We start from the raw sequence: 20,240 nt of genomic DNA on the forward strand, positions 1-20,240 counted from the left end.
GTCGTCCAAAAACGCTGGCTCCGTTCCCTTCTGCGCTTTCACCAACAATACCTTTTGCCCGTCATCTGAATGATCTGCTCGTCTGTGAATCCCGCCTTCATGTGTCCATCCTCTGGTTGGGCGGACTCTACACAAAACTGGAAGAGTTTCAGGGGCTCAGGTCACCTTAGGCGCAGACGCTCCGGGTACTCTTTCAGGAATAGTTCGGGTGGTTTGCCCTCCCAAACTTGCGCATAAACTCGCATCTTGTTACCGCCATAAATCTTCGCAAGGTCCTCATTGGTATAGCCCCGCGCCCAGAGATCATCGGTGACGGCAGCGAGGATTTTAGCCAGTTCGCCGTTGCCCGTCGCGCCCCTGTTGAAAGCATCGATCATGTAGCCGCCGTCATCATACATGGTGGGATTGGCCTTGGCGAAATCCACGACCAACTGGGTGGAGAACATATCATCCGAAGCAATACCTACATGATCTACGCCGATCAGCTGGACGTAGTAGTCGATCATGTCCGCAGCCTGCTTGGGCGAAATGTCCTCGGGCCAGATCCCGTCCATCATCCACTCGGTGAATGTAGGCGCGACATAGCCACCGGACTCCGCCGCTCGGATCGCTTCTTCATCAGTAATGTTCCGATAGCATCCCTTGGGTGAGGCCTCCGGCGCATCTTTGTAAAGACCGGCGGGCAACGAATGGGTGTAGATATAGGGCACTCCGGGGTAGTTTTCGTCCATGTAGTCCATGGCGTCATTGGCGGTTTTGATGCCGGTATGGCTCAGATCGAGCATAATGCCGAAGCGCACCATCTCGTCGATCACCGACTTGCCCCAGCGCGTCAGGCCGATATCGAGCCCCTTCTGAGCTGCAAGCCCGCCAGACCCTGTCCGGAAGATGTCGTTATAGGCAAGGTTCATGGATTTGATACCCATGTCCTTGAACAGCGCCATTTTCTTCAGATCTCCATCGAGGATTGTCGCTGTCTGGCTGTTCCAGATAACGGCCGTCTTGCCCTGAAGATGCGCCGCCTCGATATCACGTGTTTCGTTCACTATCACAAACTGGTCCGATTGCTCCGCCATGGCGGCCCGAAAGTGATAGTGCTGCTCCAGCAGGGTGTCGAAAGTCATATCGGCGGCGGCCAAGGTCATTTCATGACCGGTGATACCGTTCTCGCGGGCGAGCGCGAAATAGTCGTGCAACTGTTTGTTTTCGGTCCAGCCGGTGCCATAGGGGCTGGCCAGCATGCCGATTACGATCGTGTCCATGACGAACTGTTTTGCCTCGGGCGAGGCGTCCCATGTCTTGCTTTCCTCGCTCGCCCGTAGAGCGCCACCAAGGGTGACCGCGATAGCGCTGATGGCCAACAGAGTCTTCATGACAAAACCTCCTTAACTGTTTTGCTTTTAGCTGCCACTTTCGAACCACCTCAAAAAACGATCCGTGTTCTTAGGCCGAAGAGAGTAATGCTATCCTGAGTGGGGTTCAGCAGCGGATCAGAAATGAACTGAAATGACGGCGTGATCTGCAGCCCGGGCGAGATTGAAAACCGGTAGAATGCTTCGAGCGTGAATTGGTCACCGTCTATGCCTCTTGCCTCGGCCCAGTTCAGGCCCAGTCCCGCCAAATCGGTATTGCGACCATAGTAGCCCAGACCTGCAGAGATAGACCGGTCATAAAGCGCTGCGGCCCCCTTTGAGGCCCCAGCCCGAAAGAACGGCATCCACTTGTTGTCGACGAACCATGCGGCAGAGAACGCAGCGCCGTAGTCTTCCGCTCGACTGCCATCGTCAGCCGCATCCGCATGCCAGAGGGTCAGATGGATATTGTCGAAGTAGATGCGATCAAAGCCGGAGGTGTAACCAAGTTCGAGTGATTTGAAGAGATTGCCGTCGCTAAACACATCAAAGTCTGGATCGGACGGGTCGGCGTTTGCGTCGGATACGCTGGCAACGGCGTAAAGGTTTTCACTCAGCTTTACCCCACCGGCAACACCAAGGCCTTGGTTGGGCGTGTTAATTGTTGGGTTGGTATTGAAAGACAGATTCTGGAAACCACTATAGGAGCTTACCAACCCATAGATATCCACAAAGTCTGTTACATCAATCTGCCCGACTTGCAGCGTCCATGAACCGTTCTCGGTCCTTTGGGTCCAGAACAGGTTAGTCAATAGCAGACCATTGTCGTTGAAGGCTGTTCCCGTGATTGAAAGGGCTCCGCCATCCAGCCCAAGGAATTGCGGAGCAACGTCCGTATAACTGTGCCGGTCTTCGATCTTGAACGTTAGGGAGCCCCGTTCAGTGGCCTGCCAACTGCCGTAGAAACGAGCGATGCCGCTGGCCGCTTCGCCGGTTCCCAGATCCGCGTTCGTGGTTTGACCCAACACCAAGTAATCAATGTTGAACCGAAACCCACCCTCAGCCAGTCGGTCTTTCCACCCAAACCAACCCGGTGCGATGTTGCGCGGAAAATCGGAACGGTATTGTGGGTCGGTCAGCCCATCTCCGGGCTCTAGATCAGCCTCGACCGAAGATGGCCCAGATAATCCCTGAGCCGACGCTGCGCCAGCGAAGGCAATGCTCAATGCGGCAACCAAAAGTCTTATCATTCAGGCGCCCTTGCTCCGCCGGTCTTGCGATTTCCCGCCGCCCGGATGCGATCAGCGGCACGCTGCTTCCATTCCAGCCTATCTGCTTCAGTTTCCAGAGTTTCGACACGTTCCGTTTCCAACTGGAAAGTCGCGATCATCGGCATGAGGCCATCCACAACCATCATATTCTGAGTGGAAGGATCAATAGTGAGCATGCCCGTCAGCCGAACGGGTTCGTGGAAATAGCTAGGCGTCCAGTCTCCATTCAACCGCACACGGATCATCTGGTTGGGCGGAGGTGGAGGCATGTGACTGCACATCCCGCGTTCTGGTACCAAATACGCGACAGGCCGCCCGTCCGGATCATTCGGAGCAGGAATGGCAAAGCCCGCGATTGTGATTGTTTGACCATCGAATTGTGGATTTCCGTTCGTCCCAGCCTTTCTTCGACGTTCCATGACAACCTCGCGCTGATCGAGCAACCAGTCGACATCAATTCCATTAACTGCCAAGGCATCCTCAGTTTCAGTCAAAAGCATTTGCCACTTTTGCCTCTCTTCTTCACTGCCACCATCCTGCTGCAGCTTGCCACGCAATCGCACGACGTAGAGGACATCGTCGAATTGTTCGGGGCTGAGATCACGGTAGGGGTCTTTAAAGATCTGCCAGAATGGGTCCGGCAGGTCTGCCCAGTCTAACGCGGTATCGGGCGTCGCCATGGCAGACTGTCCACACCAAACCAAGCCTGCCAAAACTACGGAGCGAAACACATGGTGCATAGATGCTCTCCGGCTCTTTAGAGGTGTCAATCCAGTGTGTTTTTGTAGATGACGCCGTCCTTCATGATCAGGCGGATTGTTTCCGGGCTGTCCGGCCTCGGGTCCGCACCAAACCACTGATCACCCGTTCCGACGACAGAGAAGTCTTCGAGGGGGTTGCCGTCTATCAGCAGGATGTCGGCATAGGCGCCTTCTTCGATCACACCCAGTTTTCCGGCGGTATACGGGTTCATGAAGTCACCTGACAAAGCGACCACCTCGCCACCTGTCGATGTCAGCGTGACCATGGATGTGTAGGGCCCGAAAAACTCGTTGTTCAGGTGCTTTTCATAGGCAATCTGGATATTGCAGGCCTCGACGGAACCAACACAGTCGGTCTGGAATCCTCGTTTCACCGGGCATTCCTTCATATTGTCAATGTAGCCAGCAAATGTTGCCGAGGCGGACTTTGCTTTGGCAAGGCTCGACGGGACGTTAGCCACTGCCGGAATATCAAGCAATCCTGGATCAAAGGCCGTCAGGTTGGTGGTAATGTATGCCCCTTTTTCGTTCATGACTTGGGCAATTTCACAGTCAAACGAAAAGCCGTGTTCGATTGACATCACACCTGCATCAAGCGCACTGAGGATCGCTTCCTTACGATAGGAATGCGCCATGACATAGCTGCCGTACTCATTTGCCACTTGCACGGCGGCCCTGATCTCTTCGGGCGATCCAGCCAGCAATTGCCATGGGTCGAATGCCGAAACGACGCCCCCGGATTGCATGAACTTCAACTGTGTCGCACCCATGCGGAAATTGTTGCGTGCAAACCTGTAAACGTCGTCCACTCCGCTAACTTCCTGCGCCATGTTCAGACGGCTCATGTTGGTCTCCGAGCCCGGTGGAGCGGTGAAATTCGCGAAGTCGGCGTGACCACCTCGCGTTCCGATAAATGCACCGGACGGAAAGTAACGCGGTCCGTCAATTTGGCCTGCGTCAATTGCGCGGCGTAACCCGCCATTGGCTCCACCCGCGTCCCTGACTGTGGTGAAGCCCTGCATCAAATACATCTCGGCCATCCGCGCACCGTGTATGGCAAAGTCTTCCCACGTTGTGTTGGCCTCCATCGCGGGCAAGGTCGGCCCCATCAGCATCAGGTGCGCGTGCAGTTCGATAAACCCAGGGGTCAGGGTCCGTCCCTCTCCGTCGATGACCGCGGCATTGGGGGCATCGATCGCATCAGTTGAGACGGCCTTGATAAGGTTGCCCTCAACCAGAACGCTCGCATTTTCGATACGCTGTTCATTGACGCCGTCGAAGACATGTACGTTGGTGAAAAGCGTTTGGGGTTCTTCCTGATCCTGAGCGTGCGCGGAGGTTCCAACAGAAAGACCGGCAGCGACAATTGCCACCGAACAAAGAGACATTCGCAGACCGGACATAAGTGCTCCCTTCATATTCATGTTCTGCCAACTGTAGTCCGGAAAGTTTTGCCTCGGTTGCCACTTTTGAATTAGGATGTTCGAATGTGATAATAAAAATGGCCACTGAATATAACTGCTAATCCTCACAAGGATGACGAGCTTGCCTTTCAACGCCACCTCCCGAGAGCATAGCGAGGGCTTTATTCGCCTCTCCTTAGCTGCTCCGTTTTTGCAATATCTCACCGAACGTAAGATCAATCCGCAACCAGCACTGGATCAGGTCGGCTTGAAAGCCGAACTGTTGACCGACCCATCCGTGTTCGTTCACTCAGAGCTGGTCTACGGCTTGGTAAATGCCTTCTCAGAAGTGTCAGGGGACCGATACCTTGGACTGAATGTAGGCGAGACGTTTAACCTGCAAGAGTGGCCTCCGTTCGCTCAAGCCCTGCAAACTACAAAAACGCTGTTCGAGTTCTTTACCCGCTTTGTTGGGCTTGTGCCGCAGGAATCCAATTCTGTACGGCACAGCCTTATCATTGAAGCGGACAAAGCGACTTATCGTATCGAGAGGCAGCAAGAACCAACTGTTCCACCCGTTCAGGTGACCGGTTTTGGAGCCGCAATCTATGTACGTCTATTGCAGACCGTCGTCGGCGATTCCTGGGATTCTTCGCGCGTACGATGGGAAAGCAGATACATCAATGGTCTACCGATCGACTACAAGGGGATCGAGGTTGGCCTTGGACCCGATCCCGGAATGCAAATTAGTTTTCCTGTGGAATGGTTGTTTTTGCACCATGTCTCTGACGGCTCTGCCAGGCCAATAGCCTCGCCGCAACAAGATGAAGAAGTAACCGTGGTGGCTGCATTGCGCTCTGTCTTGCGCGACAAATTGGATGAAACCGATTTGGGGCCGGAGATGGTGGCCAGGTTGCTGGGAATACAGCCGGAACGGTTCCTGAAAGCGCTTCAGCAGCAAGGCACAACGCTACCCCGCGAAATCAAACGGCTGCGTGTCGATATTGCCAAGAAGCACCTAAAAGAAGACCGGATGACAATTGCGGAGATTGGTCTGATGCTTGGCTATTCCGACAAGTCCCACTTCACTCGCTTTTTCCGAGGTCAAACCGGAATGACACCGACCAAGTTCCGCCTTGGCTTGTAATTAAGTTGCAAATACCCGGACTGGTTATCCACTACTTAACAAGTGCGGGCCGACAAGACAGTGTCTGACTTCAAACACCTTCAAATCGGCGAAAAGCCAAAGCGATCAACCCGGCTAGGACCATATAGACCAAGGCCAACAACAGAAGCGGTTCGTATACGATAAACGTGTCAGATCGAACCCGCGAAGAGACGGCGTAAATCTCGACCACCGTGATCGTTGCAACCAAGGGAGTCGCCTTGAGCTGCAGGATCGTTTCTCCGCCCAAGGTTGGCAGCACGTTGCGCACAGCCTGGGGCAGCCATATCCGGCGGAACATCGTAAAACGTGGCATTCCAAAAGACTTTGCAGCCTCAAGCTGCCCTTTCGCGACACTGGAAAACGCACCCCGCATGACCTCACCTTCATAACCAGCGAAGGACAAGGTCAACGCAAGCACCGCGTAAGGCCATGCTTGGCGCAGGTAGGGCCACAGCTCTGACGACCTTATCCAAGGAAACTGCGGAAACAGCGAACCCAGTCCGTAATACAACAGCCAAATCTGCAACAGCAGTGGTGTGCCACGGATTATGGTGCAGAACACTCGGGCAGGTGTCGCCAGGTACCAAGGGCCGATCGCCTGCGCCAAGCCCAGCGGCACCGCCAATAAAAACCCCAGAACGGTTGTCACCACCAGCAGCCAGATCGTCGTCCAAAGGCCCTGCAACGCCAGCGGCGCGTATTGCGGGATCCAATCCCATCGCAGCGAAAAGGCACACCAGATAATCAGGGCCGCAAACAACAGCATCATGACGATGCGGTGCGGCTGCATCAGCGCTTTCACGGTGATCATGAGGAACCCCCTTTCAACGAAGGCTGGCCACGGCGCGCCCATTTCTCAATACGGGCAAAAACCGCACCCGAGAAAAGGGTGACCATGAGATACAGAAAGCCCGCAGCCAGAAAGAAGGTAAAGTAAGCTCGGGTACTGCTTGCCGCCTGTCGTGTTTCAAGTGTCAATTCACTGAACCCGACAACAGCCAGCAAGGCCGTATCCTTGGTCGCGATAAGCCACAGATTGGCCAAGCCTGGCACCGCAAATCCCATCATTGCTGGGATCGTCACGCGACGCATGATCATAAATGCGGGCATTCCATAGGATTTTGCCGCTTCGATTTGCCCGACCGGAACCGCCTTGATAGCCCCACGAAGCACTTCGGTGGCATAGGCCCCCTGTACAACGCCCAAGACCCAGATGCCTGCGGCGACACCGCTGATTTCAACTCGACCTCCTCCGAACGCCTCAGAGATCTTGTTGATGATATCGCTGCCGACATAGTACAGGATCAGGATCAGCACCAGTTCGGGCACCGCCCTGATTACCGTTGTATAAATGGCAAGAAGGTCACGTGTGACCTTCCCCCCATAGAGTTTCCCGTAGGCACCGAACAGCCCGATTACCAGCCCCATTCCAAAAGCGCCCACGGCGATCTGCAGAGAATTGGCAAGCCCGCGCAACAGGTTGCCGCCCCAGCTTGACAGCGACAGCAACTCGGCGCTGGCGCCGAGGCCCAGTGTCTCGAATAGTCCGGTCACAACAGCGCCTTAGTAGATGCTGGTGGTGAAATAGCCCTCGGTGATTTTCTCGTGCGTGCCGTCAGCCAGGATCGCCGCGATCCCTTTGTTCAGCGCTTCCAGAAGCTCGGTATCGCCCTTACGTACACCTGCACCTACACCACGGCCCAGAATGGCGGGATCATCCGCAACGGCTCCTTTGATTTCGCAGCAGCTGCCATTGTCCGAGTTCACGAAATCCGCCATCGCGATGCTGTCTGCCTGGGTCGCATCAATTCGGCCTGCGAACAGATCTTGATTGGCTTCGTCCTGAGTCTGGTAGACTTTCAACTCGGCGTCCTTGAAGTATTCCTGCGCATAGGCTTGGTGAATCGTCGAGGCCTGAATGCCAATAATCTTGCCAGCCAGCGATTCAGGCGTAGGCTCGATATCAATTGATTTGTCGGCAACAATCACCGCAGGCGTATTGTAGTACGCATCACTGAAGTCGATGGTTTTCAACCGGTCTTCGGTGATCGACATCGAGGCCATGATCGCGTCGATCTGCTGACCGGTCAGGGATGGGATGATGCCGTCCCAGGCAACAGGCGTAATCACGCAGTCCAGCTCGGCCGCGGCACAAACCGCTTCGATTACCTCGATTTCCCAGCCGATCCAGTTGCCCGCGCTGTCCGGCGAGGCGAATGGTGGATAGGGTTCAGCTGCAATACCAATCTTGACTTGCTCGGCTGCAGCACCGCCTGCCGCCAGCATGGCTGCGGCAGAGATTGCAGTCAGGAATGCTTTGATTTTCATAAGTTTCTCCATGTTGATAGTGTTTATTTTTTTGTTTTATCCGACCGAGCTGAGGAATTGTTTCAGCCGCTCGGATTGCGGATTTCCGAAAAGCTCGGGAGGTGGGCCCTGCTCTTCGATACGACCTTGATATAGGTAGACGACGTGGTTCGCGACCTCGCGGGCGAACTTCATCTCATGCGTGACCAGCAGCATGGTGCGCCCCTCAGCGGCCAGGTCACGGATCACGGTCAGAACTTCTCCGACCAGTTCAGGGTCCAGCGCGGATGTGGGTTCGTCAAACAGCATGGCAGACGGATCAACGGCCAACGCCCGTGCAATCGCGGCTCGCTGCTGCTGACCACCCGAAAGGTAAGCGGGAAACGTGTCCTCTTTACCGCCTAGGCCAACCCTGACCAGCAATTCGCGCGCGCGCTCGATCGCTTCTGCCTTTGGGACCTTCAGGACATGCACCGGCACCTCGATCACGTTCTCTAACAAGGTGCGGTGCGTCCACAGATTGAATTGCTGGAACACCATCGCCAGTTTGGTGCGTATACGTTCGATTTGCTTCTGGCTGGCCGGGCTGCCATCTGAACGCATCGCGACCTCTTCGCCGCCTATGACGATTTTGCCCGACGTTGGCGTCTCCAGAAAATTGATGCAGCGCAGCATGGTCGACTTACCAGAACCCGAACCGCCGATGATCGCAACAACATCACCTTGATGCGCGATCAGATCTACGCCTTTCAGCACTTCTAAATCGCCAAAGGATTTATGCAAATCCTCCACCCGGATCGCCTCACGGCGGGTGTCAGGTTGCTGTGCTGATGCGGCAGCGGCTGTGTCCATATTTTGCGACCCCAATTTTCCGATTGCAGTAAGCCGTGAACATCGTAATTATGCAAGCGTATAATTAATGCAATCAGCGAAAACGAACCAGTTGTGAGCGAAGAACGCAAAAAATTCAGGCGCGAGTCGGCCGAATCCCGGCAGGAAGCTTTGATTCTAGCCACGCTGGAACTGATTGCCGAGCAGGGCGTGCGCGGCGCCACGGTGCGGGGAATCGCAGAACGCGCAAATGTCACGGGGGGGCTGATCCGCCACTACTTCAGCTCCAAAGAAGATCTGATCGTCGCCGCCTACGAGCACCACATGAACACGATGACCGACCAGACCTTTGCACCTGCGACGGGCACAGAGGTCGGCGCGCAAACCAGGCTGGTCGCTTTCGTGACGGCGTCTTTGACACCACCCGTTGTCGACCCCCGCGCCATCGCCCTGTGGGCCAGCTTTCTGAACAAGGTGCAGCACGACCCGCAGATGAAAGCGACGCATGAACGGACATATGCCTATTTTCGGGACCAGCTTGAGGAACTGATTGCAGCCTCGCTGAACGAAGTTGACCGGCCCGCGCCCCTGCCCGTTTGCGGCAACTGGCCATTGCGTGCAACGCGGTGATCGATGGTCTGTGGCTTGAAGGCGGGGCGCTGCCGGACGCATTTGAACAAGGTGAACTGGTTGAAATCGGGCTGCAATCCGTTTCCGCCATTCTCGATTTGGATCTAACGCAGGAGAGCAAGCCCAAATGAGGCTGACAGCAATCACCGAACGGCTGGCCGGATTGGGCGGCGGCAAGTGGGAAGTCCACCTGAAGGCGCGCGCATTGGCCGAGGCAGGCGCAGATCTCGTGGAAATGACGATCGGCGAACCGGACGTGCCAACACCGCAAGAGTTGTGCGACGCGGCGGCCTTGGCATTGCAATCGGGCCGTACCGGATATTCAAACGGGCGCGGAGAGGCCGGGCTTTGTGCAGCTTTGGCCGAAACATACACCGAAAGCCGTGGGCGGCAGTTTCTGCCTGAAAACATTCTGTGTTTTCCCGGCACGCAGACAGCGCTTTATGCGGTGATGCAGGGCGTTGCCGAAGCCGGGTCCGAAGTTCTGGTCGGCGATCCCATGTATGCGACCTATGAGGGCGTCATCCGCGCCAGCGGGGCTGAACCGGTTCCGGTGCCGCTGCGCGCTGAAAACGGGTTTCGACTTCAGGCCGACGATCTTGCCGCGCGTATCACGCCGCGCAGCCGGGCGATACTGTTGACCACTCCTCACAACCCGACGGGCGCGATCCTAGCCGCGGAAGATATCAGTAAAATCGGTAAAATTGCGCAACAACATGACCTGTGGATCATCTCGGACGAAGTGTACGAGCATCTGGTGTTCGATGATGCCAACTTTGTGTCGCCGCTTTCTGATCCGCAGCTGGCAGACCGGGTCATCGCGGTATCGTCGATATCAAAATCCCACGCCGCCCCCGGTTTTCGCAGCGGCTGGTGTGTTGGCCCAGCCGAGTTTTGTGCAGCGCTTCTGCCGGTCTCCGAGACAATGCTGTTCGGTAACCAACCCTTCATCGCAGACATGACGGAAAAAGCAGTCCGGGACGGATCGTCGGTTGCGGCGGGCATGGCGTCCCGCTTTGCAAGCCGCGCCCTGATCCTTGAACATCGGCTACACGCCGAAGCCGGGCTTGTCGTACACCGCCCAGAGGCCGGGATGTTTGCGTTGGTCAATGTATCAGCCTGCGGCATGGACGGGGACACTTATGCTTGGGACCTGCTGGAGCATGGCGTTTCCGTCATGCCTGGCTCGGCCTTTGGCGAAAGCCTTACAGATTGGGTCCGGGTCGCCTTGACGATTGACGACGAGCGTTTCGCAAAAGCACTGGACCGCATCGTTGCCCATGCAAACCTCAGCGATCGGACCGTCGCATGACCAACCAAACAGTGGGCGAAGCATTGGTCGCAGGGCTGAAGCAGCGCGGCGTGTCTTGTGTCTTTGGCATTCCCGGAGTGCATACGGTCGAGCTGTACCGCGGCCTTGCGGCCTCTGGAATCCGTCATGTCACCCCTCGGCATGAACAGGGTGCGGGCTTTATGGCTGACGGCTATGCGCGCGCGTCGGGCAAACCCGGCGTAGCTTTTGTTATCACCGGCCCCGGCCTGACAAACACCCTGACCCCGATGGCGCAGGCACGCGCGGACTCCGTGCCAATGCTGGTGGTCTCTGGCGTCAACGAAACAGATACGCTCGGCCACGGATATGGCCATTTGCATGAACTGCCCGATCAGCACGCCCTTGCCAAAACTGTGGCGCTGGTTTCTGAACATGTGAGCCTGCCCGGTGATCTGGACCCAGCTCTGGAGCGCGCTTTTGCGACCTGCTGCTCGGAACGTCCCGGCCCCACTCATATTCAGATCCCATTGGATGTGGCAGGACACGCAGCCGAAAGCGCCCCTGTCGCCAAGACCCTACCCAGCCGGGCCCCGGACCGCGACGTGATCCAACAGGCTGCCGCGCAGCTCTTGGCCGCAAAACGCATTGTCATCCTGGCCGGTGGCGGTGCGAAAACCAGCGCCGAAGGTCTGAAAGCCTTAGCCGAGCGCCTAGACGCCCCAGTCGTGCAGACCGTCAACGCGCGCGGGTTGATGCATGATCATCCATTGACCGTTCCCGCTAGCCCTAGTTTGAGTTCTGTACGCGCACTGATCGAAAACGCCGACTGCGTTCTCGCTTTAGGGACCGAGCTGGGCCCAACAGATTATGACATGTACGCTACGGGAAAGATGCCCATGATGCCCGGTTTGATACGTGTTGATGTTTGCCCGGATCAATTGGCCCGTCATGACACGAAAATTGCCATACAGGCCCGGACTGATCAGGCAATATCCGCATTGCTTGCGACCCTACCCGACCGGCCCGACCAGCGGGATGGTGCAGGTCGCGCCGAAAGAACCCGCGCCGCAGCTTTTGAAGAGATCGGCCCGGACTACCGCGCCCAGGTCGAGATCTTGGCAGCCATGCGCGCGACTGTCCCCAACGCGCTTATAGTGGGCGATTCCACGCAACCGATCTACGCAGGTAACCTCTATTATGACCACGACCGTCCGGGCGGATGGTTCAATGCTGCCACCGGTTATGGCGCGCTCGGGTATGGCATTCCGGCCTCTATTGGAGCAGGAATTGCCGATCCTCAGGCCCCTGTGATCTGCATCGCCGGCGATGGTGGTGCCCAATTCTCGCTGCCCGAGATTATGGCCGCGGTGGATCACAACCTGCACATTACCTTTGTCTTGTGGAACAACCACGGCTACGGCGAAATCGCTGCGTCAATGCAGGATGTTGGGGTTGAGGTGATCGGATGCGACCCGACTCCACCTGATTTTGCCACCACCGCAGCCTCGTTTGGCATACCATATGAACGGGTTTCTCAAAATCCCGCTGAGATAGCGGCCGCGTTGGCTTCGGCCCGCGCGCGAAACTGCCCTTCAATTCTGGAAATCGACATTACCGGGAATCGCCCGGATCAGGAGTAACTCATGCGGAATCCGACCTTTGAATTTGCACGTGCCATCACCCGCAAGCCCGCCACGACAATTGCGGAAGGGTTGCGCGCCGAGGATATCGGCAATCCAAACCTGGACGGGATGCTGGTCGCGCATTCGGCCTATGTAAGTGCGCTGCGCAGCACTGGGGCAGAGGTGATCGAGCTTGAACCGCTTGACGCTTATCCTGACGCACAATTCGTCGAGGATACCGCACTTTGCCTTCCGCAAGGTGCAATTCTGATGCGTCCTGGCGCGCCCTCTCGCATGGGTGAAGTGGCGGAAATAGCATCGACGATCCGCGCCTGCTATGACGACGTCCGCGAGATCAAAGGCCCCGGCCATGTCGAAGGCGGCGACATTCTGGTGACCGGAAAAGAAATCTTGGTGGGCCGTTCGGATCGCACCGACGCGGCAGGCGTGGCCGAGCTGGCGGAAATTGCCAATGAGTGGGGCCATGCTTTGCGTGAGGTGTTTACGCCTGAAGGCGTGTTGCATTTCAAGACCGATTGTTCGCTGATGGATGCCGAGACCATCCTTGCAACCAAGCGCCTGGATGCGTCCGGGAGTTTTGAAGGCTATCGGGTTTTGCATGTCGCCGACGGTGAAGAAGCGGCTGCCAATGCAATTCGTTTCAATAATCTGGTACTGATGGCAGCAGGTTTCCCGCGCACAGCCGACACTCTGGACAAGGCGGGATTTGAGGTTGTTCAGATCGACAATACCGATTGCGCTAAACTGGATGGCGGAATGTCCTGCCTGTCCTTGAGGTTTTGAGGGTCACAGGGACAGGCAGGACAACTGGACTTGAAGCATAGTTTATGTCTCAAACCTTTTGACAATCTGTTCTGGATTAGGCGAGCAATTCCCCAGATTGACCGACCATTAGCGTTCCACCATTGGCCACCTCGACATAGACACCCATGTCCATGTGACCCATCACCTTTCGAATAAGATAGGGTACATTCAAGTCCCGCTCGGCTGTTATCGGGTTAACTTCAGTTGCTGCGCACCTTTTGGTACGCGAGAGAATCTTCAGCTTAATACCACCAAATCTCAAAACTGAACCAACGGAATCCAGCTCGGCAAACGCAGGTAACCCGTCAATCTCGATATTCGATCGGAAGCGCGCTGGGTGGACATTCGTGTTCAGTTGATTGCCCAGTTCTTCCACAGAAGCCAGATTCAAAACGGATATCGCGTTCATCATTTTCGGTGATACCACAGACACATCCGTAAATCGATGAGGCGAAGACGAGACGAACTTTGGCGGTTCGGGATCTTTTGAACCAATTTCCGACGAAAGAAAATTTGCCGCGCTCATCCGGTCTTCGGGCGTTCGCATATTAAAGCGTTGTATCTTGCTGTTAGCTTTGATCTCGAGAGCTTGGGTCTCGGGATCAAAATTTGTTTGAATGCCGGCCAGAGCAGCCTCGTTTAACAAAACGACAAAACGATCTTTCGGCAGTGGCTTGGGGTTCTGCTCATCGAAACCCGAGTTGTATCTAGCAAATCCGAACAACCGATCACCAGGAATGCCCTCTCCTGCTCGCAGAGTCACAGTTTGCATAGGCTCCGAACTCAAGCCTTTTACTGGGTAGCGGCTCATTCGGACGATAGAGAGATTTTTCATACGTCTGCACCTTACCAATCGAGTGTCCCAATACCCAGAGCAGGCTGCGCTGTTTGACGCTATCTACAATTCGCAAAGGTATCGACCAAATAATCTGTGAGCGTTTCAGACGCGGCTTAGCTAAACCTGCTGGTTGCATGATGACTTCGATCACGAGCTTCGCCAATTTTAGTCGATATGGCCATTTAGAATCTCTCAGCCAAAACCATTCATGCATAAAAGTGATTTCATTATGTGTATAATAATCATATGCTTATAGCAAAAATCTTCGATTTTCTCTTAGCCATTGAGGTACGAACCTCAAAAATTTCTAGACTTGAGGTGCGTACCTCAAATAGCCTCGGACATATGCCGCGATTCGCACATCCTCGATTGACGGCGCAAAAAAGGGAGGAATGGATGACTTACACAAAACTGGCTTCGGCCAGCGCAATAGTCCTTGCCGCTACTACTCTTTCTACCAAGGCAAATGCTGAAGATCTGACGCTATGTTGGGCTGCATGGGACCCGGCCAACGCGCTTGTCGAGCTATCGAAGGAATTCGAAGCAGAATCCGGCCACACGATGAACTTCGAGTTTGTTCCTTGGCCAAATTTTGCGGACAGGATGCTGAACGAACTGAACTCTGGGGGCAAGCTCTGCGATCTGCTGATTGGCGACAGCCAATGGATCGGCGGTGGGGCTGAAAACGGTCATTATGTCCAACTGAACGACTTCTTCGATGCTGAAGGCATCAGCATGGACGATTTCGCGCCGGCCACTGTTTACGCTTATTCGACCTGGCCCAAGGGCACACCAAACTATTACGCGTTGCCTGCGATGGGCGATGCGAATGGCTGGTTCTATCGCAAGGATTGGTTCGAAAACCCTGATATCCAAGCCGCGTACAAAGAGGCGACTGGTCAGGACCTGCGCGAGCCTCAATCTCAGAAAGAACTCTTGCAGATCGCGCAGTTTTTCCAAGGTCGTGAGATCGACGGCAAGACAGTTTATGGGGCCGCAATCTTTACCGAGCGTGGCTCGGAAGGGATTACTATGGGTGTGACCGGGGCTCTGTACCCATGGGGCTTTAAGTATGAGAACACCCCGGGTTCATATGACATGGAAGGCGCGGTAAATTCACCCGAAGCAGTTGAGGCGCTGGAATTCTACAAGGAGTTCTACCAAACGGCGACGCCTCCGGGATATACCAACTCTTACATGGGTGAGAGCTTGGACGCCTTTAAGTCCGGTCAGGTCGCCATGGCTATGAACTGGTTTGCCTTCTTCCCTGGTCTCTATGCCGACCCCAATACCGGCGGTGACAAGATCGACTTCTTCGTGAACCCACCGCAAAATCAAGCGGGTTCAACACTGGGTGGACAAGGAATTTCTGTAGTCAGTTACTCCGACAAACAGGACGCTGCACTTGAGTATATTAAGTGGTTCGCGCAGCCAGACGTTCAGGCCAAATGGTGGGAACTGGGCGGCTACTCGGCACATAACTCAGTGCTGGAGGATCCCGGTTTCGTTGATAGCCAACCGTTCGCCGGTGACTTCCTTGAAGCAATGGGCGGTGTGCAGGATTTCTGGCAAGAGCCTGCTTATGCTGAGCTTCTGCTGGCAATGCAGAAACGCATCCACGACTACGTGGTTGCTGACCAAGGCACCGCACAGGAAGCGCTTGATCTTCTGATTGAAGATTGGACGGAAGTCTTCGAAGACGAAGGCAAGCTATAGCCCGGACGCAGGTACGAGCGGGCGCAATCCCGCTCTACCTTACACCCGTGAGTCCGTAACCAAAAAGAATTGGCAAAGAGATGTCTGACAGGACCGTAGATCGCGTTGCGCAGGCAACGCCCGAGCGAGTCGCGCGAAAAATCCGGGGATTATCCGACCGTGCAATCGCCTGGATATTCATCTCCCCAACGATATTTCTGTTGCTGGCGATCAATATCTTTCCGTTGATCTGGACCATCCAACTGAGCTTTACCAATTACAAGGCCAACCGGATCGGGCGTGAAGTCAAAGATGTCGGTCTCAGGAATTATGAGCGTATCCTTACGGACTCTGACACCTGGCTAAACATGCAGGCGACCGCGCATTTCCTGTTCTGGACGATCTTTTTTCAAGTTCTGATCGGGTTCACGCTGGCGTGGTTAATCAACAAAAAATTCAAGGGCAACGATCTTTGGACAACGATCATCGTGCTGCCGATGATGTTGTCTCCGGCTGTTGTCGGGAATTTCTGGAAGTTCCTGTACCAGCCTCAGATTGGCCTGTTTAACTACATCGTGTCCTGGTTTACCGGCAAAGAGCCTTCGAGCTTTGAAATGCTGGGGTCGGTGACGTTGGCACCCTGGGCGATCGTGATTGTCGACACTTGGATGTGGACGCCTTTCGTGATGCTGATCTGTCTGGCCGGTTTGCGTAGTATTCCCGACTATATCTACGAGGCTGCCGAGGTAGACCGGGCCAGCAAGCTGCGGCAGTTCTTTACGATTACCATCCCGATGGTGCTGCCGTTTCTGATGCTCGCAGTGCTGTTTAGGGGGATCGAGAACTTTAAGATGTTCGACCTGGTGGTTCAGCTAACCGGCGGTGGGCCGGGGTCTGTTACGGAACTCACCTCGATTAACCTGAAACGCGAAGCCTTTGAGAAATGGCGTACGGGCTATGCTTCGGCCTATGCGATCATCCTTTTCGTCACCGTGTTCGGCCTTGCGTCGATCTACGTCAAAGCCCTGAACAAGGTGAAACAGAGATGAGCAGTTTTTCCATCACAGAACCTTCGAACCGGTCCAAGTGGATCGCAGGCTTCTTGGTCATCACCTATGCGCTGATCACGATGATCCCGCTGGTATGGATCTTGCTGACCGGTTTCAAATCCCCGGCCGACGCGATCAGCTACCCGCCCAAAGTGGTCTTTGACCCAACGCTTGAAGGCTACGTCAACCTCTTCACCACGCGCACACGGCAAACGCAGGAGTTTCTGGAAGCCAACCCGCCGCAGAACTGGGCCGATGAGATCGTGCGCCAATACGACATGGTGATTGTCGGGCCATCAAAGTTCGGTGAGCGTTTTATGAACTCGGTCATCATCGGGTTCGGCTCGACCTTCCTGAGTATTTTCCTTGGCACGCTGGCCGCCTATGCGTTCAGTAGGTTCAAGGTCCCGCTCAAGGACGACCTTCTGTTCTTCATCCTGAGTACAAGGATGATGCCGCCGGTTGCTGTTGCTATCCCGATCTTCCTAATGTTCAGAAACCTTGGGCTGAGCGATACGCATCTGGGAATGATCCTGCTTTATACGGGCGTGAACATCTCTCTGGCAGTGTGGTTGCTGAAAGGATTCATCGACGAAATCCCAAGAGAGTACGAAGAAGCCGCTCTCATAGATGGCTACACACGCTTTCAGGCATTTTACAAAGTGGTGCTGCCACAAGCCGCGACCGGCATAGCCTCGACAGCTATCTTCTGCCTCATCTTTGCATGGAATGAATATGCATTTGCCGTACTGCTTACCTCAGCAAATGCGCAGACCGCGCCGCCCTTCATCCCAACCATTATCGGTATCGGTGGTCTGGACTGGCCTGCTGTGGCGGCAGGTGCCACGATCTTCCTGATCCCGGTCATGATTTTCACCATCCTGATGCGCAAACACTTGTTGCGCGGGATCACGTTCGGAGCCGTACGCAAATGAACGAGTTTCTTACCGGATTGATGCGACTTCGCCGCGGCCCATGGGAAATGGTCGCAACCATCCTAATTGCACTGGGTGTCTTCATGCTGATGCAGCCCTTTGTCCTTTGGGCCTTCACCTACTCTTTCATCGTCACGCTGATCGGAACCGTCATGTTCATCATCGTCAGCCATTTCCCGGAGTAGAAATGGCCCAGATCGTAGTCAAAAACGTAAAAAAGATGTTCGGCGACTTCACCGCTGTACGCGAAAGTTCGTTCACGATTGAGGACGGTGAGTTTTTCATGCTTCTTGGGCCATCCGGTTGCGGAAAGACGACGACGCTGCGGATGATCGCAGGATTGGAACTTCCAACCTCGGGTGAAATCTACTTGGACGGTGAAGAGATCGGCCAGCGACCGCCATCAGAGCGGGACATTGCTTTCGTGTTCCAGATGTTCGCGCTGTATCCCCACATGAACGTGCGCAAGAATATCAGCTATCCACTGATATCGCAGGGTATGCCCCGCGCCGCTGTAAAGGCCAAAGTCGAGGAAGTCGCAGGAATTTTGGGGATCAAGGAGATCCTCGATAGCCCAGTAGGTGGACTTTCAGGCGGCGACAGGCAGCGCGTGGCACTGGGGCGCGCGATTGTTCGCGAACCCAAGGCGTTCATGATGGACGAACCACTTGGCGCTTTGGATGCCGAATTTCGCGAGCATATGGCAGAAGAACTGCGCGCTCTTCATGATCGCATGGGCGCAACCACTGTGTACGTTACACATGACCAGCTGGAAGCCATGCAAATGGGCGACAAGATCGTGGTGATGAACAACGCTGTGATCGAGCAATTCGGTACTCCTCAGGAAATCTACGACAAACCGGCCACAATGTTCGTTGCAGATTTTATTGGATCTCCTTCGATGAACTTCCTGCCGTTTCAGGGAAAGGTCGCGCCTGGCTCGGAAATGGTTCGACTGAACGGCCATGAAGAAGCCGTGCCCAAACTGATGGAAGGGGCGGAAGGTGACCTGGTTTTCGGCGTTCGTCCCGAGCATGTTTTTCTGTCAGACGACAGCGCCTACCGGGCCAAAGTCCTGACAGCGGAATATCTGGGAACCACCCAGATCGTGACACTGCAAAGCCCGAACGGAGAGCTGAAAGCCCGCATTGATGCGCGTGAAGTGGTTAATCCCGGCGAGACGGTAGGATTGGAATTCCGCTCACCTGCGGTAACCCTGTTTGAAAAGTCTACCGGACGCGCGTTGAGGTCCGCTTTGAACGACGAGGTGCTAAGCAATGGCTGAAGTCGTTTTGCAAAACATCTCGAAGTCATTCGGTAGTCTAAAAGCGGTGGATGGTATATCGATGACGATCCCCAACGGTGCCTTTGTGGTGTTGTTGGGGCCGACGGGCGCAGGGAAAACAACGACGCTAAGACTGATATCCGGACTTGAGAAACTGGATTCAGGAACGGTGCACATTGCCGGTCGTGACGTTGGAATAGATACGCCTGCCCAGCGTGATGTAGCGATGGTTTTCCAGCAATACTCGCTATACCCCCATATGACAGTACGAGAGAACCTGTCTTTTCCCCTGCGGTCACCGATCCTGAAAACACCCGAAGATGAGATCACCCGGAAGGTTGGCGAGGTAGCAGAAATTCTCCAAATTCCGCACAAGCTGGATAACAAAGCAACTGAGCTGTCCGGTGGCGAAATGCAGCGCGTTTCAATTGGACGGGCGCTTGTGCGGGACCCCCAGATATTCCTGATGGACGAACCCCTCAGCTCTTTGGACGCCAAACTTCGAGCGGATTTGCGTGTGGAACTGAAAAGGATTCAGGCAGACCTGGGATCAACCTTACTATACGTGACCCATGATCAGGTCGAAGCCATGACAATGGCGACGCATATCGGCGTTTTGGAAAACGGCAGGCTGGTTCAGTACGGTACCCCTCGCGACATCTATGAAAACCCCGGAAGTGTGTATGTTGCCAGCCGGTTGGGACTGCCACGGATCAACATCCTGCCGTCCGCGTTGTTCGGAGGCGATCACAAAGGTCCGCAGATTGGTCTTCGCCCGGAAAACATCATCGAAGGTGAAGGCACGGATGCACGTGTAGTGCGCGCCGAACACTTGGGAGATCAAACGCGGCTGCACCTAGACTTAAACGGCCACCCGGTTGTGACCCTGATTGATATCCATCAGGACTACCCCTCTGGGAAAGTAATAAAAATCCGACCACACAACCCATTGTATTTTGACGCGTCCGGCACGCGAGTGACTTAAGGAGCAAAAG

19 protein-coding genes and 1 pseudogene are annotated in these 20,240 nt (G+C 55.1%); 11 read left to right on the forward strand and 9 right to left on the reverse strand.

The window, feature by feature from the left end:
- Nucleotides 1-161: 161 nt before the first annotated feature.
- The 4 genes from ACR3EG_RS00115 to ACR3EG_RS00130 all read right to left on the reverse strand — a co-directional run bounded on the left by ACR3EG_RS00115 (nucleotide 162) and on the right by ACR3EG_RS00130 (nucleotide 4,802).
- A complete protein-coding gene (locus ACR3EG_RS00115; protein WP_480481848.1) occupies nucleotides 162-1,373 on the reverse strand; it encodes a dipeptidase in 1,212 nt (403 codons plus the stop codon).
- A gap of 50 nt (nucleotides 1,374-1,423) precedes the next feature.
- Entirely contained in the window at nucleotides 1,424-2,602 is a 1,179-nt protein-coding gene (locus ACR3EG_RS00120) for a carbohydrate porin (protein ID WP_480481850.1), read from the reverse strand.
- Nucleotides 2,599-3,303: a DUF3299 domain-containing protein gene (locus ACR3EG_RS00125; RefSeq protein ID WP_480481852.1), complete on the reverse strand. Its 705-nt coding sequence runs from the start codon at nucleotides 3,301-3,303 to the stop codon at nucleotides 2,599-2,601. The genes ACR3EG_RS00120 and ACR3EG_RS00125 overlap by 4 nt, the downstream gene beginning before the upstream one ends.
- Before the next feature lie 86 nt (nucleotides 3,304-3,389).
- Entirely contained in the window at nucleotides 3,390-4,802 is a 1,413-nt protein-coding gene (locus ACR3EG_RS00130; protein WP_480481854.1) for an amidohydrolase family protein, read from the reverse strand.
- A gap of 127 nt (nucleotides 4,803-4,929) precedes the next feature.
- On the opposite strand from ACR3EG_RS00130, the gene ACR3EG_RS00135 reads away from it, so the two are divergent.
- On the forward strand, nucleotides 4,930-5,934 hold the full coding sequence (locus tag ACR3EG_RS00135; RefSeq protein WP_480481856.1) for a helix-turn-helix domain-containing protein: 1,005 nt from the start codon (nucleotides 4,930-4,932) through the stop codon (nucleotides 5,932-5,934).
- A 70-nt stretch (nucleotides 5,935-6,004) separates the two neighbouring features.
- On the opposite strand, the gene ACR3EG_RS00140 is transcribed toward ACR3EG_RS00135, so the two are convergent.
- The 4 genes from ACR3EG_RS00140 to ACR3EG_RS00155 are packed head-to-tail and all read right to left on the reverse strand — an operon-like array spanning nucleotide 6,005 to nucleotide 9,114.
- Nucleotides 6,005-6,766: an ABC transporter permease gene (locus tag ACR3EG_RS00140; protein WP_170755719.1), complete on the reverse strand. Its 762-nt coding sequence runs from the start codon at nucleotides 6,764-6,766 to the stop codon at nucleotides 6,005-6,007.
- Nucleotides 6,763-7,509: an ABC transporter permease gene (locus ACR3EG_RS00145; protein WP_170356311.1), complete on the reverse strand. Its 747-nt coding sequence runs from the start codon at nucleotides 7,507-7,509 to the stop codon at nucleotides 6,763-6,765. The genes ACR3EG_RS00140 and ACR3EG_RS00145 overlap by 4 nt, the downstream gene beginning before the upstream one ends.
- Before the next feature lie 9 nt (nucleotides 7,510-7,518).
- On the reverse strand, nucleotides 7,519-8,283 hold the full coding sequence (locus ACR3EG_RS00150) for a transporter substrate-binding domain-containing protein (protein WP_480481859.1): 765 nt from the start codon (nucleotides 8,281-8,283) through the stop codon (nucleotides 7,519-7,521).
- Nucleotides 8,284-8,319: 36 nt separating this feature from the next.
- A complete protein-coding gene (locus ACR3EG_RS00155) occupies nucleotides 8,320-9,114 on the reverse strand; it encodes an ABC transporter ATP-binding protein (protein ID WP_480481861.1) in 795 nt (264 codons plus the stop codon).
- Between the two features lie 93 nt (nucleotides 9,115-9,207).
- Here ACR3EG_RS00155 and ACR3EG_RS00160 point away from each other — a divergent pair.
- The 4 genes and pseudogenes from ACR3EG_RS00160 to ACR3EG_RS00175 all read left to right on the forward strand — a co-directional run bounded on the left by ACR3EG_RS00160 (nucleotide 9,208) and on the right by ACR3EG_RS00175 (nucleotide 13,422).
- Nucleotides 9,208-9,854, forward strand: a pseudogene (locus ACR3EG_RS00160) (TetR/AcrR family transcriptional regulator).
- Entirely contained in the window at nucleotides 9,851-11,035 is a 1,185-nt protein-coding gene (locus ACR3EG_RS00165; protein ID WP_480481862.1) for a pyridoxal phosphate-dependent aminotransferase, read from the forward strand. Before ACR3EG_RS00160 ends, ACR3EG_RS00165 begins: the two are co-directional and overlap by 4 nt.
- The gene (locus tag ACR3EG_RS00170) at nucleotides 11,032-12,636 is read left to right on the forward strand and encodes a 5-guanidino-2-oxopentanoate decarboxylase (protein ID WP_480481864.1); all 1,605 of its coding nucleotides are present in this window, start codon (nucleotides 11,032-11,034) and stop codon (nucleotides 12,634-12,636) included. Before ACR3EG_RS00165 ends, ACR3EG_RS00170 begins: the two co-directional genes overlap by 4 nt.
- A gap of 3 nt (nucleotides 12,637-12,639) precedes the next feature.
- Nucleotides 12,640-13,422 carry an arginine deiminase family protein gene (locus ACR3EG_RS00175; protein WP_480481866.1) on the forward strand — a complete coding sequence of 261 codons (783 nt, stop codon included), beginning with the start codon at nucleotides 12,640-12,642 and terminating at the stop codon, nucleotides 13,420-13,422.
- Nucleotides 13,423-13,498: 76 nt separating this feature from the next.
- Here ACR3EG_RS00175 and ACR3EG_RS00180 read toward each other — a convergent pair whose 3' ends face one another.
- The gene (locus ACR3EG_RS00180; RefSeq protein WP_480481868.1) at nucleotides 13,499-14,254 is read right to left on the reverse strand and encodes an MOSC domain-containing protein; all 756 of its coding nucleotides are present in this window, start codon (nucleotides 14,252-14,254) and stop codon (nucleotides 13,499-13,501) included.
- Nucleotides 14,255-14,677: 423 nt separating this feature from the next.
- On the opposite strand from ACR3EG_RS00180, the gene ACR3EG_RS00185 reads away from it, so the two are divergent.
- The 6 genes from ACR3EG_RS00185 (at nucleotide 14,678) to ACR3EG_RS00210 (ending at nucleotide 20,230) form a co-directional block, all read left to right on the forward strand.
- On the forward strand, nucleotides 14,678-15,997 hold the full coding sequence (locus tag ACR3EG_RS00185) for an ABC transporter substrate-binding protein (RefSeq protein WP_480481870.1): 1,320 nt from the start codon (nucleotides 14,678-14,680) through the stop codon (nucleotides 15,995-15,997).
- Between the two features lie 80 nt (nucleotides 15,998-16,077).
- On the forward strand, nucleotides 16,078-17,025 hold the full coding sequence (locus ACR3EG_RS00190; protein WP_480481872.1) for a carbohydrate ABC transporter permease: 948 nt from the start codon (nucleotides 16,078-16,080) through the stop codon (nucleotides 17,023-17,025).
- Nucleotides 17,022-17,960 carry a carbohydrate ABC transporter permease gene (locus ACR3EG_RS00195; protein WP_480481874.1) on the forward strand — a complete coding sequence of 313 codons (939 nt, stop codon included), beginning with the start codon at nucleotides 17,022-17,024 and terminating at the stop codon, nucleotides 17,958-17,960. Before ACR3EG_RS00190 ends, ACR3EG_RS00195 begins: the two co-directional genes overlap by 4 nt.
- The gene (locus ACR3EG_RS00200; RefSeq protein WP_282168718.1) at nucleotides 17,957-18,145 is read left to right on the forward strand and encodes a hypothetical protein; all 189 of its coding nucleotides are present in this window, start codon (nucleotides 17,957-17,959) and stop codon (nucleotides 18,143-18,145) included. Before ACR3EG_RS00195 ends, ACR3EG_RS00200 begins: the two co-directional genes overlap by 4 nt.
- Nucleotides 18,146-18,147: 2 nt before the next feature.
- Entirely contained in the window at nucleotides 18,148-19,245 is a 1,098-nt protein-coding gene (locus ACR3EG_RS00205) for an ABC transporter ATP-binding protein (RefSeq protein WP_480481876.1), read from the forward strand.
- The gene (locus ACR3EG_RS00210) at nucleotides 19,238-20,230 is read left to right on the forward strand and encodes an ABC transporter ATP-binding protein (RefSeq protein WP_480481878.1); all 993 of its coding nucleotides are present in this window, start codon (nucleotides 19,238-19,240) and stop codon (nucleotides 20,228-20,230) included. Before ACR3EG_RS00205 ends, ACR3EG_RS00210 begins: the two co-directional genes overlap by 8 nt.
- Nucleotides 20,231-20,240 lie beyond the last annotated feature (10 nt).

The sequence above is a fragment of the Ruegeria sp. AM7 genome (genome assembly GCF_056535965.1).